The sequence below is a fragment of the Citrobacter sp. T1.2D-1 genome (assembly GCF_950098555.1).
GTDB lineage: Bacteria > Pseudomonadota > Gammaproteobacteria > Enterobacterales > Enterobacteriaceae > Citrobacter_A > Citrobacter_A telavivensis.
Genome location: NZ_CATNHH010000012.1, coordinates 400,613 through 420,128 on the forward strand (window position 1 = coordinate 400,613; position 19,516 = coordinate 420,128).

Below are 19,516 nucleotides of genomic sequence, written 5' to 3' on the forward strand. Positions count from 1 at the left end.
GTCCGATGCCGGTCAGGAGGTTTAATGTAATTCCGGCCAGTAGCCTTTATTTGCCTCAATTAAATCATCGAGAATGACTTTCGCCACAGACGCGCTGGGTACCGTTTTAGATAAGGTGATCGCCTGCCAAAGCTTCTGGTAAGAACGTTGTTCCCAGGCATCCACCACCAGTTTTTCAACCGCCACCTGCTGACTCATAAGCCCTTTCTGGAAGTGCGGAATATCGCCTACGGTTAACGGTTCCGGGCCGTTATGTCCCACCAGGCATGGAATTTCTACCATTGCCGTCTCATCAAAGTTATGAATTGCCCCATTGTTCGGCACAATCAGTAGCATCCGCTCCTGAGTATTAAAAGCGATAGCTGCCGCCAGATCGACAATGTAGGAAGCATGTTCATCAATCTCCAACTCACCCGCTGAAGAGTCACCGGCATTGATAATCGCCCGACAGGCGCTGAAGACATGCTTCTCACGGTGATCCATCACTTCGTTGGCGCGGGTGCGTTCCGGGTTGGAATGCGCCACCACATAGTCCGGGAAGAGATAATATTTCAGGTACGTGTTCGGCATCGTTTGCGGATCGAGCGCCTGCACATCTTTGGCTTTGGCAAACGTGTCATTCCAGCTTGCTTCGGTATGTACATCGTCAGAAGGCGGCACATAGCCATTTTTCGCCACATATTCACGTAATTTTGGCATCAGATCGTTTCCGTACAGATCTTCAATCGACGTCCACCAGCCAAAATGGTTCAGACCATAGTAACGAACACGCATCTGTTTACGATCTTTAAGCCCAACAATCTGCGCCATGCGCCCTTCAATCCCGATCGGCATATCGCAGATATTGAGAATTTTGGCATTCGGTCGCAAGCGACGGGTCGCTTCCGCCACAATCGCTGCCGGGTTGGAGTAGTTCAGCATCCAGGCATTGGGCGAGTATTTTTCCATATAGTCCACCAGTTCCAGCACGCCGCCGATTGAACGCATGCCATAGGCGATCCCTCCAGGCCCACACGTTTCCTGACCCAATACGCCATGACGCAACGGGATTTTTTCGTCTTTTTCGCGCATCGGGTATTTCCCTACGCGAATGTGCGCCATCACGAAATCCACATCGGTAAAGGCGGCTTCGGGATCGGTGGTGTAACTAAACGCAATCTCCGGTGCCTGCTCTTTGAGAATGATTTTGCACGCCTCGGCAATGACCTCCTGACGCACCCCGTCATTGTCATAGAATTTCAGCGAACGCAGGGGAAACCTGTCCTGATTTGCCAGCAACATCAGTACGATACCTGGCGTAAACGTACTCCCGCCGCCCGCGATTACCACCGAGAATTTTTTCATGATACTGCCTCCGTCATGGGGATATGTTCGTTTGATAAAGAAGATTTCATTAGCGTTTCGAGCTGGTCACGAACCTGAGGAACATGCAGGCCGACAATCACCTGAATACCGTTACCGCGACGCACAACACCGTGTGCGCCGAGCGCTTTGAAGACGTCATCACTTTGAGTTTTTGCCATGTCAATCAGTGCGATACGTAACCGGGTGGCACAGTTGTTAATACTTTCAATGTTGGCTGCGCCACCGAGCGCCTGTAGCAAACCGGCAGCCTGACCCAATGGGTTATCAGAAGCGGCCGCGGCGCTGGTTTTACCGCGCGCGGCCTGGTAATCCGCTTTGCTGTAGAGTTTGATCTCGCTCTCTTCACGACCCGGTGTTTTCAGGTTGAAACGCAGGATCAGCGCACGAAAGATGACGAAGTAGAGGGCCGTAAAACAGATGCCAACGGCAATCTGGATAAACATCATTGACGCATGGTTATGGAACATCGGTATCCAGTTCTGTGGCAGGAACTGATCCAACAGACCACCACCAAAGTTGCCCACCACGCCGCACATGTACATGACTGTCGCCATCGAGGCTGCCAGCACCGCGTGCACGGCAAAAAGTAACGGCGAGATAAACAGGAAGGTAAATTCCAGTGGTTCGGTAATCCCCACCAGCATGGCTGTTAGCGTCGCAGGGATAAGTAAACCGGCCACTTTTACACGGTTTTCTGGGGTGGCGGTAAAGTAGAGCGCCAGCGCAATCCCTACTGAACCAAAGACTTTAGAATTACCGTGTAGCGCAAAGCCACCTTCCGGGAACAGGGTTTTCAGCGGTTCAGTACTCTGACTGAATTCCTGCAAATGCTGAGCCCAGTAGACCTGAATGCCACTTTCCACCACTGCCGGACCAAAAATGAACGGACCATAGACAAAGTGGTGTAAACCAGTTGGGATAAGGATGCGTTCGAGGAAAATATAGACCCATACACCAAGGGCTCCGGCAGAACGTAAAAACGCCTGCAGTGATTCGATGCCCATTTGTACTTTTGGCCACCCCAGTAGAGTTAGCCAGGCGCAGGGAATCATCACCAGAAAAGCAATGATGACGACAAATGAGGTTCCCTGGAAAATCCCCAGAAATACAGGCAGTGGTTTATCAAAAAAACGGTTATGGAGCGCGGTGACAATACCTGAAATGGCAATGGCGCCAATAATGCTGGTATCAAGCGTTTTAATCCCGGCCATCATGGTCAAACCGCTACCCGCTGTCGGGTCTACACTAAAATCGACACCAAAAAAATGGCCCCAGGTCATCCCCATCGCATTGATAAAGTAATTCCATGTCAGGAAGCTGACCAGTACTGCGAGGCAGGCACGTCCCTGGGCCTGTTTTGCCAGACCAATAGGCAAACCGACGGCGAAAATCAACGGCATATTGCGGAACACCGCCCATCCGCCTTCTTCAATAATGGTGACGATTTGTGCAAAAAGACTGTTGGGATCGGTGAGCGCTTCCCCCACAAAAAGTGGGTTACGGAGCATGATTGCAATACCCACCACAATACCGGCAAAAGGAAAGAGCAGTACCGGGGTGAACATCGCGCCACCAAAACGTTGTATTTGACTGAGCATTTTCACATCCTCATATAACAGCCAGTAGGGAGAGGCCTTTTTTGTAGTGATTGCTGGCCTGACACGAGAATAGAAAGTTGCGATCCTCAGGACATGACATGCCGCGACGATTCGTGATCGCTTTCATGGTTTTAATTTCATCAATGAGGTCTACTTTTTAAATAAAAATTAGACATCTGAACGTTTTGACTACGGTGTTTAAAGGGAAAAAGAGGTCTGGTGGTGATCTATAAATCGATAGCAGAACGACTACGAATTCGCTTAAATTCTTCTGATTACAACATCGGAAGTCCGTTGCCGGGTGAAAAAAAGCTCGCCGTCGAGTTTGCGGTCTCGCGAATGACGATCCGTAAAGCGATTGACGTGCTGGTGGAGTGGGGTTTAGTCGTGCGCCGTCACGGTAGCGGAACCTACGTGGCGCGCAAAGATGTCCATCATGAAACCTCCAACCTGACCGGGCTGGCGGAAGTACTGAAGCGACAGGGGAAAGAGGTGACCAGTCAGGTGCTGGTTTTCGAAGTCATGCCTGCGCCACCGGCGATTGCCAGCCAGCTACGCATTCAGATAAACGAACGCATCTATTTTTCACGCCGCGTACGCTATGTTGAGGGTAAGCCCTTAATGCTGGAAGACAGTTATATGCCGGTAAAACTCTTTCGCAATCTTTCGCTTGCCCATCTTGAGGGATCAAAATTCGATTACATTGAGAAAGAGTGTGGGATCACGATCAGCGGTAATTATGAAAGTCTGTCACCTGTACTTGCGGATAAACAGCTTTCAACCCAAATGAATGTGCCGGAGCAGACACCGCTGTTACGGATTACGTCACTGTCATACAGCGATAGCGGAGAGTTTTTGAATTATTCGGTGATGTTCAGAAACGCCAGCGAGTATCAGGTGGACTACCATTTACGGCGCGTCCACCCGGACTCAGCCTGAGATTAGCCCATTCCCCAGAAAATCACCGCCAGCAACTGCGGGGTGATAATGCGCAGGAACATCACCAACGGATACACCGTCGCATACGACAGCGCCGCCGCGCCGCTGGTGGCATGCAGGTTATTAGCAAATGCCAGCGCCGGCGGATCGGTCATCGAACCGGCCAACATCCCGCACAGCGTCAGGTAATTCATTTTGGCGAAAATACGAGCCAGTAAACCTACGGTGATAAGCGGTATAGCAGTAATAAAAATACCGTAGCCCACCCAGCTCAGACCATCCCCCCGGGTCAGCGTATCGATAAAGTCACCACCCGATTTCAGTCCCACCACGGCAAGGAACAGCACAATTCCCAGTTCACGTAACGCCAGGTTCGCGCTCGGCGGCATAAACCAGTACAGCTTACCAATGCTACCAATACGCCCCAGAATCAATGCCATAATCAGCGGCCCGCCCGCCAGGCCCAGCTTTAACGCCACCGGGAAGCCGGGAACAAAGAGCGGAATGGATCCAAGCAACACCCCCAGACCGATACCGATAAACACTGGCAGCATCTGCACCTGCTGCAGTTTTTGCTGGGCGTTACCCACAACATTGGCAACCGCATCAATCGAGGTCGGTCGTCCCACCAGATTGAGGATGTCACCAAACTGCAGACTGGCATCGCTACTGGCTACCAGTTCAACGCCCGCACGGTTCAGTCGAGAAATCACCACGTCGTAACGCTCTTTAAAGTGCAAATCGCGGATACGTTTGCCGAGCACTTTTTCGTTGGTGACCACGACGCGTTCGACGCGCAAATCGGTTCCCCGGGTCGACAGTGACGTATCCACCTCCTGACCAATCACCAGTTGCGCGTTGTGCAGATCGCCCGGTTGCCCCACCAGGTGCAAAAGGTCGCCCATCTGGATCACGGTTCCCGGCGACGGCACCATCAGCGTCTCTTCACGCTTCAGTCGTGAACAGATAATTTTATCGCTGTTGAGGATAGGCACATCCTGAATCGCCATATTGTTCAGGTTGGGGTTCTCAACGCGGATATTGATAGTCTGAATCAACGAATGCCCGTTAGTGAGCGTCGATTCATGCTCCCGCGCTTCTGCTTCCACATTCACACGAAATATCATTCGCATCAGCCACATGGTCAGCAAAATACCGCAAATCCCAAATGGATACGCCATCGCGTAGCTCATCCCCATCTGGTCAACCAGTTCCATTGGTGTGCCCAGATCGCGCAGGATTTGTTGTCCGGCACCCAGTGCCGGGGTATTGGTGACCGCACCGGAGAAAATCCCCAGCACCACCGGCAGCGGAATGGCGAAAACTTTATGCAGGATTGCGGTGACCAGCCCACCCATGATGACGATCAGAATCGCAAACAGGTTGAGACGCAGACCAGAAACCCGCAGCGAGGCAAAGAACCCCGGTCCAACCTGAATCCCAATGGTGTAAACAAAAAGAATCAGGCCAAATTCCTGGATGAAGTGCAGCATATCACCGCTCAGCGTCACCCCAGCCTGATCAACGAAGTGGCCGACGATGATACCGCCGAATAACACGCCGCCGATGCCAAAGCCGACACCCCGCACCTTGATATTGCCGATCCATAATCCGACAACCGCCACCAACGCCAGAACGCTGACCGTCAATGCTATATCACTCATTTTTTTGTTCCCTGTGAATAACATTTCTATTTAAGTGGATTATGACTGAACCGTTCAGGCATATATGCAGGCTGGCGCACATTCTGATGCTGAAACGACGCTAAAGCGCCCTTCTGATGGGCGTTCCCCCCCCTTTTTCCTCATCAAAACCTGAAGTTGCTGAATGCTTTCTTCAGGCAATGGCATCACTACCCGAATCCGATGTTGTCTTCGCGCACAAAAAAGCCCCGTCATTTCTGGCGGGGCAAAGGCAAGGAGCTAAATTAGCTATTTAATGCGGGGCGTTCGCTGATAGCGATACGTTGCGGTGCAACGGTTTCCGGGACATTACGGGTTAAATCGATATGCAACAACCCGTTGGTAAATGTCGCGCCGGAAACCTCCATGTTTTCAGCCAGGGTAAAGCTCAGGCTGAACGACTGGGTGACCAGTCCCTGATGCAACCATTTGGTCTCTTTTTCAGGCTGCTGCGGCGTGCCCTTAACGGTCAGGCGGGTGCCTTCCAACTGAATATCCAGGTCTTCCTGACGGAAACCAGCCAGCGCAAGCGTAATGCGATAGTGATTATCGTCACTTTTTTCAATGTTATAGGGTGGGAAGCTCTGGCTTTCACCGGTGTTTTGTAACGCGTTGGCCAGTTTGTCAAAACCGATCCATTGACGCAGCAGTGGGGATAAATCGTAGTTACGCATAATTATAATCTCCTTCTAAGAAGCGAGTGATATCTGCAAATCCGTAGATTCGCATCGGCTCCCTGTCGGCAAGCCTGGGATAACAGGCCGCGCAGCGCGGCCCGACAGAATTAATTGATTTCGATACGGCGCGGTTTGTTCGCTTCCGGAATTACGCGCTCGAGATCGATGTACAGCAGACCATTGACCAGATTCGCGCCGCGAACATGGATGTTCTCAGCTAACTGGAACTTACGCTCAAAGTTGCGTTCCGCGATGCCCTGGTAAAGGTAAGTCCGTTCTTTTTGCTCGTCCGCATGCGCGCCTTTCACCACCAGCAGGTTGTCCTGTGCGGTAATTTCCAGCTCACTTTCTGCGAAACCGGCAACGGCAATGGCAATGCGGTAATGATTTTCGTCTACCAGCTCAACGTTATACGGAGGGTAGCCGCCATTACTCTGGCTCTGGTTGTTTTCCAGCAGGTTAAACAGGCGGTCGAAACCAATAGCAGAACGGTACAGCGGGGATAAATCAAAGTTACGCATAATCAATAGCTCCTGAAATCAGCGAGAATGTCATTGACCTTCCATCATGGACAGGCCGGGTAGTCAGAACACCCATCAGGCGTGTTCTTCATTTGTCTACACCATCAAAATGGGTCTGATTGCGAACTTTTCAAGCATCCCTGGCGGACTTTTTTTGCAGTTTGCTGTCTATTGCATAGACTGGGTGGGAGAGCACTAAAGGTTAAAGTGCGATAGCCGCCACAGTGCGACGTGATGAGGATGTTATTTCTGGCAAGGGATCGCTATAACTCATCAGGCAAACACCGATGATCAACAGATGAATAAATCATGATAAGAAATGTGTTGTTAACGCTGATGATGTGCAGTGGGATGGTTTTACTGAGTGGTTGCTCCAGCGTAATGTCACATACCGGTGGTAAAGAGGGAACTTATCCTGGCACCCGCGCCAGCGCCGCTATGATAGGGGATGACGATACCAATTGGGGTACTAAATCGCTGGCCATACTGGACATGCCCTTTACTGCAGTAATGGACACACTCCTGTTGCCGTGGGATCTGTTCCGTAAAGATAATTCGGTCAGATCGCGTGTCGAAAGAAGCGAGGAGAGAACACAGATAACCAACTCCGTAATCCCTCCTGCGAAAATGCCCGCCCCCTGATTACCGCCCGGTTTCTGTCATCCACAACTGACGGAAACCGTCTACCTCTTCCATCCACGCGACAAATCGACCATCAGGCGAGAAAACCACGGCATCCGCTGAGGGCGGGGTACCGTGGTTCTGCGTTGAAAACGTAATGTCTCCAGTGTGCGCATCGCAGCAGGCAATGCGATTATCCAGCACAAATCCCAGCCATTTCCCTGTCGGATGCCAGTTGAACGCGGACTGAATACCCGTAGCGTGATGGGTCAACTGGCGGGGTTCACCGCCCTGAGTCGAAATCAACCACAGTTGCACAATACCCACGTCATCGCGCATCAGAAACGCAATCTCCGTCGCCTGCGGATTACAGCGCACCCAGTGGCGCGGGACAGTCGTCAGCCCGGGGAAGCGGCGTGCATGGGTAAACGTCAGTCGACGCTGGACAACCCCGCGCGGCGGAGAGGGCAGGGTTGCGTCGGTGCCTTCCAGGGGAGTCACTCCGGGCGTTTTCCAGCCCGCCTCATCCTGCGGGAGTTCTACCAGAAACAGTTCAGGCACTTTCTCGCCGTTTTCAGACAGCGTGTCGCCGATAAACGCCAGCGCATGATTCCCCACCCAGCCCTCTTCATAGGCGCGAGAGATCTCATCGCTGCCAGGCGTGGGTTCGGGCGTCGTCTGGCTGACCAGCACGCACCAGTGACTGCCGCTGTACTCTCTTGGGTGCTGCGCCGATACCGTTACCGGTCCATAAGGCACTGCGACGCCAACGTTACGTAAATCCAGCGCCAGATCGCGTTCATGCATCACATGGTCGTTGTAGGTAAAGCTGACGAACTCGCCATTCGGGCTGAAAACGTGAACATGACTGCCGCCGCGCAGTGCACCCGGCGTGTAGGGCGAAGTGATATCCATCGCGTCCAGATTTGTCACTTCTCCCTGTTCGGCAATCACGCCGCGACGATGATGAAAGTCGTATTGCCACGTCGCGTCCGGGTTTTCAGGCCCATGAATAAATACATATTTCTCGGTCTGCGGATGCACGGTTACCACGCCGACGTGCGCCCCCAGCGTCGCGCGATAAATCACCTCCAGCTCACCGGTATGAACATTCACCCGTTCAATGGTTTCGCCGGTGAAAGAAGCCCCTGACGGACGGACGTCAAAAACCAGCCAGTGGCTGTCCGGCGTCCAGGTCCGGGTATTGGTAAGCTGATGATTACGCGGCGTAAAGGTGATTTGCTTCATGAGATGCTCGGGTCGAGAACAATTTCATCAATCATACTTCACAAGGACTTCACTTTCAGGCTTTAGCGTAGTGCCATCTTCATTTTTGCGGACAAAGAGATGGAACATTTCGACGTAGCGATTATCGGTCTCGGCCCGGCCGGCGCAGCGCTGGCACGTAAATTGAGCGGCAGGATGCGCGTGCTTGCGCTGGATAAAAAACGGCAGTGCGGCAACGAGGGGTTCACCAAGCCCTGCGGCGGTTTACTGGCACCGGACGCGCAGCGTTCGTTTATTCGCGATGGGATCACGCTACCGGTGGACGTCATTGCTAACCCGCAGATTTTCAGCGTTAAAACGGTGGATGCCGACGCATCGTTGACGCGCAATTACCAGCGCAGCTACATCAATATCAACCGTCATGCCTTTGATTTATGGATGAAATCACTGATCCCGGATGAGGTACAGGTGTACCACGACAGCCTGTGTCGAAAAATCTGGCGAGAAGAGGGGAAGTGGCACGTGATTTTTCGTGCCGACGGTTGGGAGCAGCAGATTACCGCCCGTTATCTGGTGGGTGCCGACGGGGCAAATTCTCTGGTACGTCGTTATCTTTATCCGGACCATCAGATTCGTAAATATGTCGCCATCCAGCAGTGGTTCGCGGAACGTCATCCGGTCCCGTTTTACGCCTGCATTTTCGATAACGCCGCGACGGACTGTTACTCCTGGAGTATCAGTAAAGACGGTTATTTCATTTTTGGCGGCGCGTATCCCATGAAGGATGGCCAGGCGCGCTTCGAAGCGCTGAAAGAGAGAATGACTGCGTTTCAATTCCGCTTCGGCACACCGGTAAAAAGCGAGAAATGTACCGTGCTCTTTCCGTCGCGCTGGGCGGATTTCGTCTGCGGCGAAGAAAACGCGTTTCTGATTGGCGAGGCGGCCGGATTTATCAGCGCCAGTTCACTGGAAGGGATAAGCTACGCCCTGGATAGCGCGGAGATCCTCAAGTCCGTACTGATAAAAGATGCGCCGGAGATGAACCGCGCTTACCGGAAAGCCACTCGCAAACTGCGCTGCAAGCTATATGGCAAGATCCTGAAGAGTCGCTGTTTAACTGCGCCCATATTGCGAAACGCGATTATGCGAAGCGGTATCGCGCATATCCCGCTCAGTCAGGATGACCAGCCCACCGCAACGTCTGGTGGGCTGGCAAAGGAGTATTAACCCACGCGTTTTACATCCCCCACCAACAGGATGTAAGAGAGTGCGCCAATCAGAGCAACGACAGAGATATAGACCAGTGCAGGGCCAAATCCGTAGTCTTGCGCAAGGTAGCCAATCACCAGCGGAACGGTAATCCCCCCCAGTCCGCCAACAAAGTTGAACACGCCTCCGGTCAGACCAATGAGGCGCATTGGCGCCAGCGAAGAGACCAGCGACCAGGTGATGGAGGCAAACCCGTTGCCGAAGAACGCTATCGCCATCAGGGTCATAATCCACACCGGATCGTTGGTGTAATTTGCGCCCATAATGCAGGTAGAGATTAACAGGCCGCAGATAATCGGCGTTTTACGCGCCACGCCAAGGGAGAGGCCTTTTTTCACCAATTTATCCGCCAGCCATCCGGAAAGCAGCACGCCAAAGAATGCCGCCAGGAACGGAACGGTGGTCATAAAGCCCGCCTTCAGCGCGGTAATGCCTTTTTCCTGCGTCAGGTAGTTTGGGAACCACGTCAGGAAGAACCATAACGTAGAGGTGACGGCAAACTGGCCCAGATAAACGCCCACCAGCTTACGGTGAAACACCAGCTTCCAGTCTGCTTTGGTCAGCGGCTGACGCGCCTCTTTCTTAACGGGCGCATCGCCATCCACCAGGCCGCCGCCGTCACGAATATAGTCCAGTTCCGCTTTGGTGATACTTTTGGTCAGACGAGGCGGCTGATACACCTTAAACCAGACAAGTGACCAGATAATGCCGATCCCTCCGGTGACAATGAACACCCAGTGCCAGCTCAGCATCTCCTGAATCCAGATCAGCAGCGGTGTCAGGAACGCCAGGCCGACAAACTGTCCTGAAGTATAAAAACCCACGGCGGAAGCGCGTTCCTGTTCCGGGAACCAGCTCGTCACCATGCGGTTGTTCGTTGGAAATGCCGGGGCCTCGAATATCCCGGTAATTGCACGCAGACCAATCAACGACATCAACCCGGTAGCGAACCCCTGGAAGAGGGTTGCCACCGACCAGCCGAAGATCGCGATAAAATAGGTCAGACGGGAGCCGACGCGGTCAAGGAACCAGCCCCCCGGGATCTGGCATAGCGTATACAGCCAGGCAAAGGCTGAGAACACGTAGCCCATTTCTGCTTTCGTAATGCCAAACTCTTCCTGAATATGCGCCGACGCCACCGCAAGGTTGGCGCGGTCGACATAACAGATGACCACGGTAATAAAGATCATAACCAGCGTCAGGTAACGGCGACGCCCTGTTTTTGCAGCAGTAACTGGAATATCCATCGCAATCTGTCTCCAGATTTTGGGCATAGCGAAGCCGCTCACCATGCCCTGTCATTTACAGAGGGTGTGTTTTTTATTGTTGAATTTAATGCCCGGTGGCGCTGCGCTTACCGGGCCTACAGGGGGTAGGCCGGATCAGCGTAGCGCCATCCGGCGAATTACCACTCCGCTACACTGCCGTCTTCATGACGCCACAGCGGATTACGCCAGTCCGGCGCATTTTTACTCAGCTCAATGACTTTGGCCTCATCAATATCCACGCCAAGTCCCGGCTTCATCAACGGTTTAAAGAACCCGCCTTCCATGTTGAAATCGTCTTTGTTTTTCACAAAGTCGAGCAGCTCCGCGCCCTTGTTATAGTGAATGCCCATGCTTTGTTCCTGGAACACCGCGTTGCGCGAAACAAAGTCGACGTGCAGACAGGCTGCCAGCGCGATAGGACCCAGCGGGCAGTGCGGAGCCAGCGCCACGTCATAGGCTTCCGCCATCGCGGCAATTTTGTAGCATTCCGTGATACCGCCAGCATGTGACAGGTCCGGCTGCAAAATCGCCAGCCCGCCCGCTTCCAGCACCCGTTTAAACTCGAAGCGCGAAAACATGCGTTCACCCGCGGCGATCGGAATATGGGTCTGCTCGGCCAGTTTCGGGTAGTACTCCGCCTGTTCCGCCAGTACCGGCTCTTCAATAAACAGCGGGCGATAGGGCTCCAGCTCTTTAATCAGCACTTTCGCCATTGGCGCGCTGACGCGGCCGTGGAAATCCAGACCAAACTCAATCTCGTTGCCAAAAGCCTCACGGATTTGCGCCACGGTATTCACCGCACGATCGACCGCCCGCGAGTTATCAATCACCCCCATCTCTTCGCAGCCGTTGAGCTTAAAGGTGTCAAAGCCGATATTGCGCAGCTGCTTAATGCCGTCGATCACTTCCGCAGGACGATCGCCGCCAACCCAGCTGTAGGCTTTGATTTTGTCGCGCACCAGGCCGCCCATCAACTGCCAGACCGGAGCATTCAGCACTTTACCTTTGATGTCCCACAGCGCCTGGTCGATACCGGCGATGGCGCTCATCATAATCGGACCACCGCGATAGAAGCCTGCGCGGTACATCACCTGCCACAAATCGTTAATACGCGCCGGGTCCTGACCAATCAGGTAATCACCCAGTTCATGTACCGCCGCTTCAACGGTACGCGCGCGGCCTTCAATCACCGGCTCGCCCCAGCCGACGACGCCTTCGTCGGTTTCAATTTTCAGGAACATCCAACGCGGAGGTAAACGGTACGTGGTGAGTTTGGTTATTTTCATTTCACTACCTCTCGATATGCCTTAACAAATGCCGCCGCCTGCTGTGCGGTACGCGCTACGGACTGTCCGGCACGATACAGATCGCTGCCCAACCCCGCGCCCACACACCCGGCGTTTATCCACTGCGCCAGGTTTTCTGGCGTCACGCCGCCCACGGCGAAGACCGGAGCACTGGCGGGCAATACCGCTTTCAGCGCTTTGATGTAGTCCGGACCAAAGGCCGATGACGGGAAAATTTTCAGCGCCTGCGCGCCGGCGTCCAGCGCGGTAAAGGCCTCCGAGGCCGTCGCGCAGCCGGGACAGACGGTCATGCCGTAACTCACGGCACGACGAATGACTTCCGGCTGAATGTTCGGCGTAACGATCAGTTTGCAACCCATTTTGGCGAGCCTATCAACCTGCTCTGGCTTTAAGACCGTACCTGCGCCAATCAGCGCTTTATCGCCATACGCGTCGACGACCGCCGGAATGCTTTTTTCCCACTGCGGCGAGTTGAGCGGAATTTCCACCGCGTCAAATCCAGCGTCGATCACCGCGCCAACGTGTGCGAGTGCCTCCTCGGGGGTTATACCGCGCAAAATCGCGATGAGAGGGAGATTAGTTTGCCACTGCATGAGCGATGCTCCTTATACCTGCCTGAAATGCCGTATCGCCGGACACAGCACAGACGTTACGCCCAATGGCGTGGAACGCCTGCTGGTAGCGGGACGTCAGCGCTGCACCTGCGACGAGAGTAATGGACTGCGACCCGGCGAATTGTTCACTCATGCTGGCGACTTCTGCGCCAATCAACAGGCCGGAGAGAAATTCGCTGACCTGCTCGCGCGGGAGATGGCCCAGCACGTGAGAGGCGCGGACCTCAAAAAGTTGCGGCAAAACGGCAGCGGCGCGGATCCCACGATCAAGTCCAGCAGTAAATGCGGCAGAAGAAGCCTGCTGCTCCGGTAAACCGGCACCCACCAGCGAGTGTTGCAACAGCAAATGGTGTAATTCGCCGGTCATTACGGTGCGAAAATCATGGATTTGCTGCGCATCAGCCTGCACCCATTTACAGTGCGTTCCGGGCATCACATAGACAGAAGAAGGAGAAAGCGTGCGCGCGCCGAGAAGCTGTGTCTCTTCACCGCGCATCACATTGTGGTTATCATCGCGTGAGACACACAAGCCGGGAATGATCCAGACATTGTCGCTAACGGCGGTTAATTGCTCACCAATGGCAGAGAAATGAGCAGGAACCGGCAGATACGGGGCAATCTTCCAGCCGACGTTGCTACCCACCATCCCTGCCATCACCACCGGTGTGGCGCTGTCGCGCCAGTGCTGTGTGACATCTGCTAACACCGCTTCGGGGGACCTGCCGTTCAGACGCGTAACGCCCGCTTCTGAATGCCTGCTTTCCAGGCATTTGTCGCCCTGATAAAGCCAGGCGCGCAAATTGGTCGATCCCCAGTCAATAGCGATGTAGCGAGATGTCATGTGATTTCCTTCAACCTTCGTGTCGAGCTGGCGATCATGGTCAGGGCCGCCTGCTCTGCCGCATTGCTATCCTGGTGCCGTATCGCATCGAATAGCGCCTTATGTTCCTGGAGCGTTTTTGGCATGTTGGCTTCATCGCCCATCCAGGTCCGTTCAAATACTGCTCGCTGAAGCGAGGTGATCGCCACGCTCAGCTGTTGTAAAACCGGGTTATGCACCGACTGCAATACCGCCTCGTGATAGCGGATATCCGCTTCATTAAAGGCCTCCCGGTCCTGGTTGTTGGCGATCATGTCATTGAGCGCCGATTCAATTTCAGCCAAATCACTCGAGGTCGCACGTTCCGCTGCCCAGCGAGCAATGGCTGGTTCCACCAGGTTTCGGACTTCGCTCATCGCGCTGATTAACCGCGGGTCGTAGTCGTTTTCCAGTACCCATTGCAGTACGTCGGTATCGAGGTAATTCCACTGATTCCGCGGTGTTACAAAGGCACCGCGATAACGTTTCATTTCTATCAGCCGCTTCGCCATCAACGAGCGAAACACTTCGCGAATGATGTTGCGTGAGGTTTCAAACTCCTCACACAGCTCCGCTTCCGCAGGGAGCGCCGCACCCGGTACGTACTTGCCGCTGACAATCTGTTTGCCCAGCGTGATGACAATGCGATCGGTTTTATTGAGAGTCATGGAGAGTCCTTGTGCTCTGGAAGATCCCCTCTACTTTACCGTTATCGCTGAAATTCGCCTCAATTTTGTAGTACTAACGTGATGTCATTCGCCATTCCTTTGCGCACAATGTAGTACAACACAAATGTGTTGTACTACAATTTAGATCACAAAAACGACAATCGGTAATAAAAATGTTATGAGGAGTAAACGACGAGGATAAAAAAACCCGCGATCAACGCGGGTTATGGCAAATCAACCGGGAGGAATTACTTCAGGACGTGCTGCTCAATGGCATACGCGACGCCATCTTCCAGATTCGATTTAGTGACAAAGTTGGCAACCTCTTTCACCGAGGGAATGGCATTATCCATAGCCACACCAAGACCAGCGTACTCGATCATCGCAATGTCGTTTTCCTGATCGCCAATCGCCATAATCTCCTCCGGTTTGATACCCAGCGCATCCGCCAGCGATTTCACACCAGTGCCTTTATTGACGCGTTTGTCGAGGATTTCGAGGAAGTACGGCGCACTTTTCAGCACGGTATACTTCTCTTTCACTTCCGCCGGAATACGGGCGATGGCCCGATCGAGGATCGCGGGTTCATCAATCATCATCACTTTCAGGAACTGCGTTTGCGGATCCATCTTCTCCGCTTCACAGAACACCAGAGGAATGGTCGCGACATAGGATTCATGCACGGTGTAGTAGCTGATATCGCGGTTCGCAGTATACAGCGTGGTACGATCCAGCGCGTGAAAGTGCGAACCCACCTCGCGGGAGAGTTTTTCCAGGTAGCGGTAGTCGTCATAGCTCAGCGCAGTTTGCGCAACGGTACTGCCATCGCCAGCCTTCTGCACCAGCGCACCGTTGTAGGTGATACAGTAATCGCCGGGCTGCTCCATATGCAGTTCTTTCAGATAGCTGTGCACGCCAGCATACGGACGACCGGTGGTCAGCACCACGTTGACCCCTTTTTCACGGGCGGCGGCAATCGCACGTTTAACCGCGGGTGAAATGGTGTGATCGGGCAGCAGAAGAGTGCCATCCATATCGATAGCAATGAGTTTGATAGCCATGAATTCCCCGCATTAAATGAGTCCTGACTCATGCTAACGCGATTCCGCTCAAAAAACAGTAAAAGAGTCGGGGATAAAGGGGGATAGGAAGGGGAATCAGGATTCCCCTTTTGACGATCGATTGTCGGCCTGATAAGCAACGCGCCATCAGGCATAACGCAGAATCTTGCCGGATGGCGGCGTAAAACCGCCTTATCCGGCCTACAGGCATGGATTAAATATCGATATTTGCCGCTTTCAGGGCGTTCTCTTCGATGAAGGCACGACGCGGTTCAACGGCGTCGCCCATCAACGTGGTGAACAGCTGGTCGGCAGCAATCGCATCCTTCACGGTAACGCGCAGCATACGACGACTTTCCGGATCCATGGTGGTTTCCCACAGCTGATCCGGGTTCATCTCGCCCAGACCTTTATAACGCTGGATCGCAAGGCCGCGACGTGACTCTTTCACCAGCCAGTCCAGCGCCTGCTCGAAGCTGGTAACCGGTTGACGACGTTCGCCACGTTCAATAAACGCGTCGTCTTCGATCAGGCCACGCAGTTTCTCGCCGAGTGTGCAAATACGACGGTATTCAGCACCAGTCACAAACTCATGATCCAGCGCGTAATCGGTGTCCACACCATGGGTACGCACGCGAACGATCGGTTCAAACAGATTCTGTTCCGTATTGTGCTGGATATCGAACTTCCACTGGCTACCGTGCTGTTCTTTCTCGTTCAGCTCAGTAATCAGTGTGTTCACCCAACGGGTCACTGTCTGCTCGTCAGCCAGGTTGGCTTCGGTCAGCGTCGGCTGATAAACCAGCTCTTTCAGCAGCGCTTTCGGGAAGCGACGCTCCATACGACCAATCATTTTCTGCGTAGTATTGTACTCAGAAACCAGTTTTTCTAACGCTTCGCCAGACAGTGCCGGCGCGCTGGCGTTGATGTGCAGCGTTGCGCCATCCAGCGCGATGGAGATCTGGTACTGGTCCATCGCTTCATCGTCTTTAATGTACTGTTCCTGTTTGCCTTTTTTCACCTTGTACAGCGGTGGCTGGGCAATGTACACGTGGCCGCGTTCCACAATTTCCGGCATCTGACGATAGAAGAAAGTCAACAGCAGCGTACGGATGTGCGAGCCATCGACGTCCGCATCGGTCATGATGATGATGCTGTGATAGCGCAATTTATCCGGGTTGTACTCGTCACGACCAATACCACAACCGAGCGCGGTGATAAGCGTCGCCACTTCCTGGGAAGAGAGCATCTTGTCGAAGCGCGCTTTCTCTACGTTGAGGATTTTACCCTTCAGCGGCAGAATCGCCTGGTTCTTACGGTTACGCCCCTGTTTTGCAGAGCCGCCCGCGGAGTCCCCTTCCACAAGGTACAATTCAGACAGCGCCGGGTCGCGTTCCTGACAGTCCGCCAGCTTGCCCGGCAGACCCGCCAGATCCAGAGCCCCTTTACGACGCGTCATTTCACGCGCGCGACGAGCCGCTTCACGGGCACGGGCCGCATCGATAATTTTGCCGACCACGATTTTGGCGTCAGACGGATTTTCCAGCAGGTATTCGCTCAGCAGTTCGTTCATCTGCTGTTCTACCGCCGTTTTCACCTCAGAGGAGACCAGCTTATCTTTGGTCTGGGAGGAGAATTTCGGATCCGGTACCTTCACAGACACCACGGCAATCAGACCTTCACGGGCGTCATCACCGGTGGCGCTGACTTTCGCCTTTTTGCTGTAGCCTTCTTTGTCCATGTAGGCGTTCAGGGTACGGGTCATCGCCGCACGGAAGCCAGCAAGGTGCGTACCGCCGTCACGCTGAGGAATGTTGTTGGTAAAGCAGTAGATGTTTTCCTGGAAACCGTCGTTCCACTGCAGCGCGACTTCCACGCCGATGCCGTCTTTTTCGGTGGAGAAATAGAAGATATTCGGGTGGATCGGCGTTTTGTTCTTGTTCAGATACTCAACGAACGCCTTGATGCCGCCTTCATAATGGAAATGGTCTTCTTTACCATCGCGCTTGTCTTTCAGGCGAATGGAGACGCCAGAGTTCAGGAACGACAGCTCGCGCAGACGCTTCGCCAGAATCTCGTATTCGAACTCAATGACGTTAGTAAAGGTTTCATAGCTCGGCCAGAAACGCACCATCGTACCGGTTTTATCGGTATCGCCGGTCACAGCAAGCGGTGCCTGCGGGACGCCGTGCTCGTAGATCTGACGGTGGATTTTGTTATCGCGCTGGATAACCAGTTCCAGTTTCTGCGACAGGGCGTTCACTACGGAGACACCCACACCGTGCAGACCGCCGGACACTTTATAGGAGTTATCGTCGAATTTACCGCCTGCGTGCAGAACGGTCATGATCACTTCCGCCGCCGATACGCCCTCTTCCGGGTGAATACCGGTCGGGATACCGCGTCCATCATCCTGTACGGAGACAGAGTTGTCGGCATGGATGGTGACAATAATATCTTTACAGTGACCCGCGAGCGCTTCGTCGATAGCGTTATCTACCACCTCGAATACCATGTGGTGCAAACCGGTGCCGTCATCCGTATCGCCGATATACATACCCGGGCGCTTACGCACCGCATCCAGTCCTTTCAGGACTTTGATACTGGGGGAGTCATAAGAATTCGACATCAACGTTTCTCGCTCATTTAAACTTGGGTTAATCCGTTATTTTACCCTTTTCCACGGTGAACATCTTCGAATTTTTGTCCGACATGTCCAGAACGTGTTCAGCACTGATTGCGCTGACAAAGACCTGAGATTGTGTCGCTTTTAATCGACTGGCCAGCAGTCCACGACGCGCATCATCAAGTTCAGAGGCAAAATCATCTATCAGGTAGAGACACCGTCGCCCGCTCTCACGGGTGAGGAACTCCCCTTGCGCCAGACGTAAGGCGCACATTAGCAGCTTTAACTGCCCACGCGATAAGGTATCTTCCACCGGCGCACCGTCGGCGCGTATGCGGAAATCCGCTTTATGCGGGCCATGCGCGGTGTAGGTCAACATGCGGTCGCGTTCAAAACCGCGTTCCAGCACCTCGGCATAATCCGTCTCTTTCTCCCAGCCGCGCTGGAAAGAGAAGGAGAGAGAAAATTCAGGAAGAAACTGCTGGCAGGTATCCGCCATATCCTGCGCGATACCGGCGCTGTACTCCGCGCGCCAGGTGCTGATTTGTTCCGCCAGTGGGATCAGTTCTTTATCCCACGGACGCAGTTGCTCGTAACGACTCACCTGGCGCAGCGCCGCATTGCGCTGCCTGAGCAAGCGCTTAAGGTTGCTCCAGGCGGTGAAAAATCCGGCTTCATTGTGAAAGCATCCCCAATCGAGGAATGCTCTTCTGTATTTGGGGCCGCCGTTGAGTAAAGTAAACCCCTCGGGGGTGATCAGTTGCATCGGCATCAATAGCGCCAGTTCCGCCACCTTGTGACCATCGGTACCGTCAATGCGCACTTTGCTGTCACCCAGCTTATCTTTCGTTAACCCAATCGATGTTTCCCGCTCTTCGCCCTGCAACCGCCCGTGAAGCACGAACGACTCCTGCTCGTGGCGAATGACGCGACCAATCTGCAAACTGCGAAACGCACGACCGTGGCCGAGCGTATAGATAGCTTCCAGAACGCTGGTTTTACCGCTGCCGTTAGCGCCAACCAGGAAATTAAAGCCGGGGGATAACGCGAGATCCGCATTTTCGATATTGCGGAAATCTTTGATTAGAAGTCGGGATAGCGACATATCAGCTCATCATCATTCAAGGGGCGCGTCTGCCGTCAGTGCGCAAAAAGCGGAGCGTACGCGAAGTACGTGAGCATTTTGAGCACTGCCGGGAGATGAAATGGCAAGT

Annotated in this window: 17 protein-coding genes and 1 other annotated feature; of the genes, 3 read left to right on the plus strand and 14 right to left on the minus strand. The window is 53.7% G+C overall.

Features of this window, described 5'->3' with window-relative positions:
- Window positions 1-21: 21 nt before the first annotated feature.
- Window positions 22-1,344, minus strand: coding sequence for a 6-phospho-alpha-glucosidase (locus tag QQZ17_RS13300; RefSeq protein WP_152400784.1), 1,323 nt, complete (start codon window positions 1,342-1,344; stop codon window positions 22-24).
- Entirely contained in the window at window positions 1,341-2,963 is a 1,623-nt protein-coding gene (locus QQZ17_RS13305; protein WP_152400786.1) for an alpha-glucoside-specific PTS transporter subunit IIBC, read from the minus strand. Before QQZ17_RS13305 ends, QQZ17_RS13300 begins: the two co-directional genes overlap by 4 nt.
- A gap of 222 nt (window positions 2,964-3,185) precedes the next feature.
- On the opposite strand from QQZ17_RS13305, the gene QQZ17_RS13310 reads away from it, so the two are divergent.
- Complete coding sequence (locus QQZ17_RS13310) at window positions 3,186-3,902, plus strand: GntR family transcriptional regulator (protein WP_152406223.1); 717 nt, start codon at window positions 3,186-3,188, stop codon at window positions 3,900-3,902.
- 2 nt (window positions 3,903-3,904) lie between these two features.
- Here the strand turns inward: QQZ17_RS13310 and QQZ17_RS13315 are convergent, their stop codons facing one another.
- The 3 genes from QQZ17_RS13315 to ibpA form a co-directional block, all read right to left on the minus strand.
- Window positions 3,905-5,566 carry a putative transporter gene (locus QQZ17_RS13315; RefSeq protein WP_152400788.1) on the minus strand — a complete coding sequence of 554 codons (1,662 nt, stop codon included), beginning with the start codon at window positions 5,564-5,566 and terminating at the stop codon, window positions 3,905-3,907.
- Between the two features lie 263 nt (window positions 5,567-5,829).
- Window positions 5,830-6,258, minus strand: coding sequence for a small heat shock chaperone IbpB (gene ibpB, locus QQZ17_RS13320; RefSeq protein WP_152400791.1), 429 nt, complete (start codon window positions 6,256-6,258; stop codon window positions 5,830-5,832).
- 110 nt (window positions 6,259-6,368) lie between these two features.
- Window positions 6,369-6,782: a small heat shock chaperone IbpA gene (ibpA, locus tag QQZ17_RS13325; protein WP_006687722.1), complete on the minus strand. Its 414-nt coding sequence runs from the start codon at window positions 6,780-6,782 to the stop codon at window positions 6,369-6,371.
- Window positions 6,776-6,850, minus strand: a sequence feature (ROSE (Repression Of Heat Shock gene Expression) occurs in the 5'-region of heat shock genes and acts as an RNA thermometer to modulate expression.). It overlaps the preceding gene by 7 nt.
- A 241-nt stretch (window positions 6,851-7,091) precedes the next feature.
- Between ibpA and QQZ17_RS13330 the strand changes: the two genes are divergently transcribed.
- Complete coding sequence (locus tag QQZ17_RS13330) at window positions 7,092-7,424, plus strand: YceK/YidQ family lipoprotein (protein WP_152400793.1); 333 nt, start codon at window positions 7,092-7,094, stop codon at window positions 7,422-7,424.
- Here the strand turns inward: QQZ17_RS13330 and QQZ17_RS13335 are convergent, their stop codons facing one another.
- Window positions 7,425-8,651 carry a DUF3748 domain-containing protein gene (locus QQZ17_RS13335; RefSeq protein WP_152400794.1) on the minus strand — a complete coding sequence of 409 codons (1,227 nt, stop codon included), beginning with the start codon at window positions 8,649-8,651 and terminating at the stop codon, window positions 7,425-7,427. It abuts the gene before it with no gap.
- A 99-nt stretch (window positions 8,652-8,750) separates the two neighbouring features.
- Between QQZ17_RS13335 and cbrA the strand changes: the two genes are divergently transcribed.
- Window positions 8,751-9,857 (plus strand): colicin M resistance lipid reductase CbrA, encoded by a 1,107-nt coding sequence (gene cbrA, locus QQZ17_RS13340; RefSeq protein ID WP_152400796.1) that lies wholly within the window; start codon window positions 8,751-8,753, stop codon window positions 9,855-9,857.
- Here the strand turns inward: cbrA and QQZ17_RS13345 are convergent.
- The 8 genes from QQZ17_RS13345 to recF form a co-directional block, all read right to left on the minus strand.
- Window positions 9,854-11,191, minus strand: coding sequence for an MFS transporter (locus QQZ17_RS13345; protein ID WP_152400798.1), 1,338 nt, complete (start codon window positions 11,189-11,191; stop codon window positions 9,854-9,856). The genes cbrA and QQZ17_RS13345 overlap by 4 nt on opposite strands.
- Before the next feature lie 113 nt (window positions 11,192-11,304).
- On the minus strand, window positions 11,305-12,453 hold the full coding sequence (dgoD, locus tag QQZ17_RS13350) for a galactonate dehydratase (RefSeq protein WP_152400801.1): 1,149 nt from the start codon (window positions 12,451-12,453) through the stop codon (window positions 11,305-11,307).
- A complete protein-coding gene (locus QQZ17_RS13355; protein ID WP_152400803.1) occupies window positions 12,450-13,067 on the minus strand; it encodes a 2-dehydro-3-deoxy-6-phosphogalactonate aldolase in 618 nt (205 codons plus the stop codon). The genes dgoD and QQZ17_RS13355 overlap by 4 nt, the downstream gene beginning before the upstream one ends.
- Window positions 13,051-13,929, minus strand: coding sequence for a 2-dehydro-3-deoxygalactonokinase (locus QQZ17_RS13360; RefSeq protein ID WP_152400804.1), 879 nt, complete (start codon window positions 13,927-13,929; stop codon window positions 13,051-13,053). The genes QQZ17_RS13355 and QQZ17_RS13360 overlap by 17 nt, the downstream gene beginning before the upstream one ends.
- A complete protein-coding gene (gene dgoR, locus QQZ17_RS13365) occupies window positions 13,926-14,615 on the minus strand; it encodes a D-galactonate utilization transcriptional regulator DgoR (protein ID WP_042323516.1) in 690 nt (229 codons plus the stop codon). The genes QQZ17_RS13360 and dgoR overlap by 4 nt, the downstream gene beginning before the upstream one ends.
- A gap of 248 nt (window positions 14,616-14,863) precedes the next feature.
- Entirely contained in the window at window positions 14,864-15,676 is an 813-nt protein-coding gene (yidA, locus tag QQZ17_RS13370; protein WP_152400806.1) for a sugar-phosphatase, read from the minus strand.
- A 214-nt stretch (window positions 15,677-15,890) separates the two neighbouring features.
- Window positions 15,891-18,305 (minus strand): DNA topoisomerase (ATP-hydrolyzing) subunit B, encoded by a 2,415-nt coding sequence (gene gyrB / locus QQZ17_RS13375; RefSeq protein ID WP_284554137.1) that lies wholly within the window; start codon window positions 18,303-18,305, stop codon window positions 15,891-15,893.
- A 28-nt stretch (window positions 18,306-18,333) separates the two neighbouring features.
- Window positions 18,334-19,407: a DNA replication/repair protein RecF gene (gene recF / locus QQZ17_RS13380; protein WP_152400811.1), complete on the minus strand. Its 1,074-nt coding sequence runs from the start codon at window positions 19,405-19,407 to the stop codon at window positions 18,334-18,336.
- Between the last annotated feature and the right edge of the window lie 109 nt (window positions 19,408-19,516).

Coding starts and splice junctions, on each gene's coding strand:
- QQZ17_RS13300 (WP_152400784.1), bottom strand. CDS start 1,344: ATGAAAAAATTCTCGGTGGTAATCGCGGGCGGCGGGAGTACGTTTACG.
- QQZ17_RS13305 (WP_152400786.1), bottom strand. CDS start 2,963: ATGCTCAGTCAAATACAACGTTTTGGTGGCGCGATGTTCACCCCGGTA.
- QQZ17_RS13315 (WP_152400788.1), bottom strand. CDS start 5,566: ATGAGTGATATAGCATTGACGGTCAGCGTTCTGGCGTTGGTGGCGGTT.
- ibpB (WP_152400791.1), bottom strand. CDS start 6,258: ATGCGTAACTACGATTTATCCCCACTGCTGCGTCAATGGATCGGTTTT.
- ibpA (WP_006687722.1), bottom strand. CDS start 6,782: ATGCGTAACTTTGATTTATCCCCGCTGTACCGTTCTGCTATTGGTTTC.
- QQZ17_RS13330 (WP_152400793.1), top strand. CDS start 7,092: ATGATAAGAAATGTGTTGTTAACGCTGATGATGTGCAGTGGGATGGTT.
- QQZ17_RS13335 (WP_152400794.1), bottom strand. CDS start 8,651: ATGAAGCAAATCACCTTTACGCCGCGTAATCATCAGCTTACCAATACC.
- cbrA (WP_152400796.1), top strand. CDS start 8,751: ATGGAACATTTCGACGTAGCGATTATCGGTCTCGGCCCGGCCGGCGCA.
- QQZ17_RS13345 (WP_152400798.1), bottom strand. CDS start 11,191: ATGGTGAGCGGCTTCGCTATGCCCAAAATCTGGAGACAGATTGCGATG.
- dgoD (WP_152400801.1), bottom strand. CDS start 12,453: ATGAAAATAACCAAACTCACCACGTACCGTTTACCTCCGCGTTGGATG.
- QQZ17_RS13355 (WP_152400803.1), bottom strand. CDS start 13,067: ATGCAGTGGCAAACTAATCTCCCTCTCATCGCGATTTTGCGCGGTATA.
- QQZ17_RS13360 (WP_152400804.1), bottom strand. CDS start 13,929: ATGACATCTCGCTACATCGCTATTGACTGGGGATCGACCAATTTGCGC.
- dgoR (WP_042323516.1), bottom strand. CDS start 14,615: ATGACTCTCAATAAAACCGATCGCATTGTCATCACGCTGGGCAAACAG.
- yidA (WP_152400806.1), bottom strand. CDS start 15,676: ATGGCTATCAAACTCATTGCTATCGATATGGATGGCACTCTTCTGCTG.
- gyrB (WP_284554137.1), bottom strand. CDS start 18,305: ATGTCGAATTCTTATGACTCCCCCAGTATCAAAGTCCTGAAAGGACTG.
- recF (WP_152400811.1), bottom strand. CDS start 19,407: ATGTCGCTATCCCGACTTCTAATCAAAGATTTCCGCAATATCGAAAAT.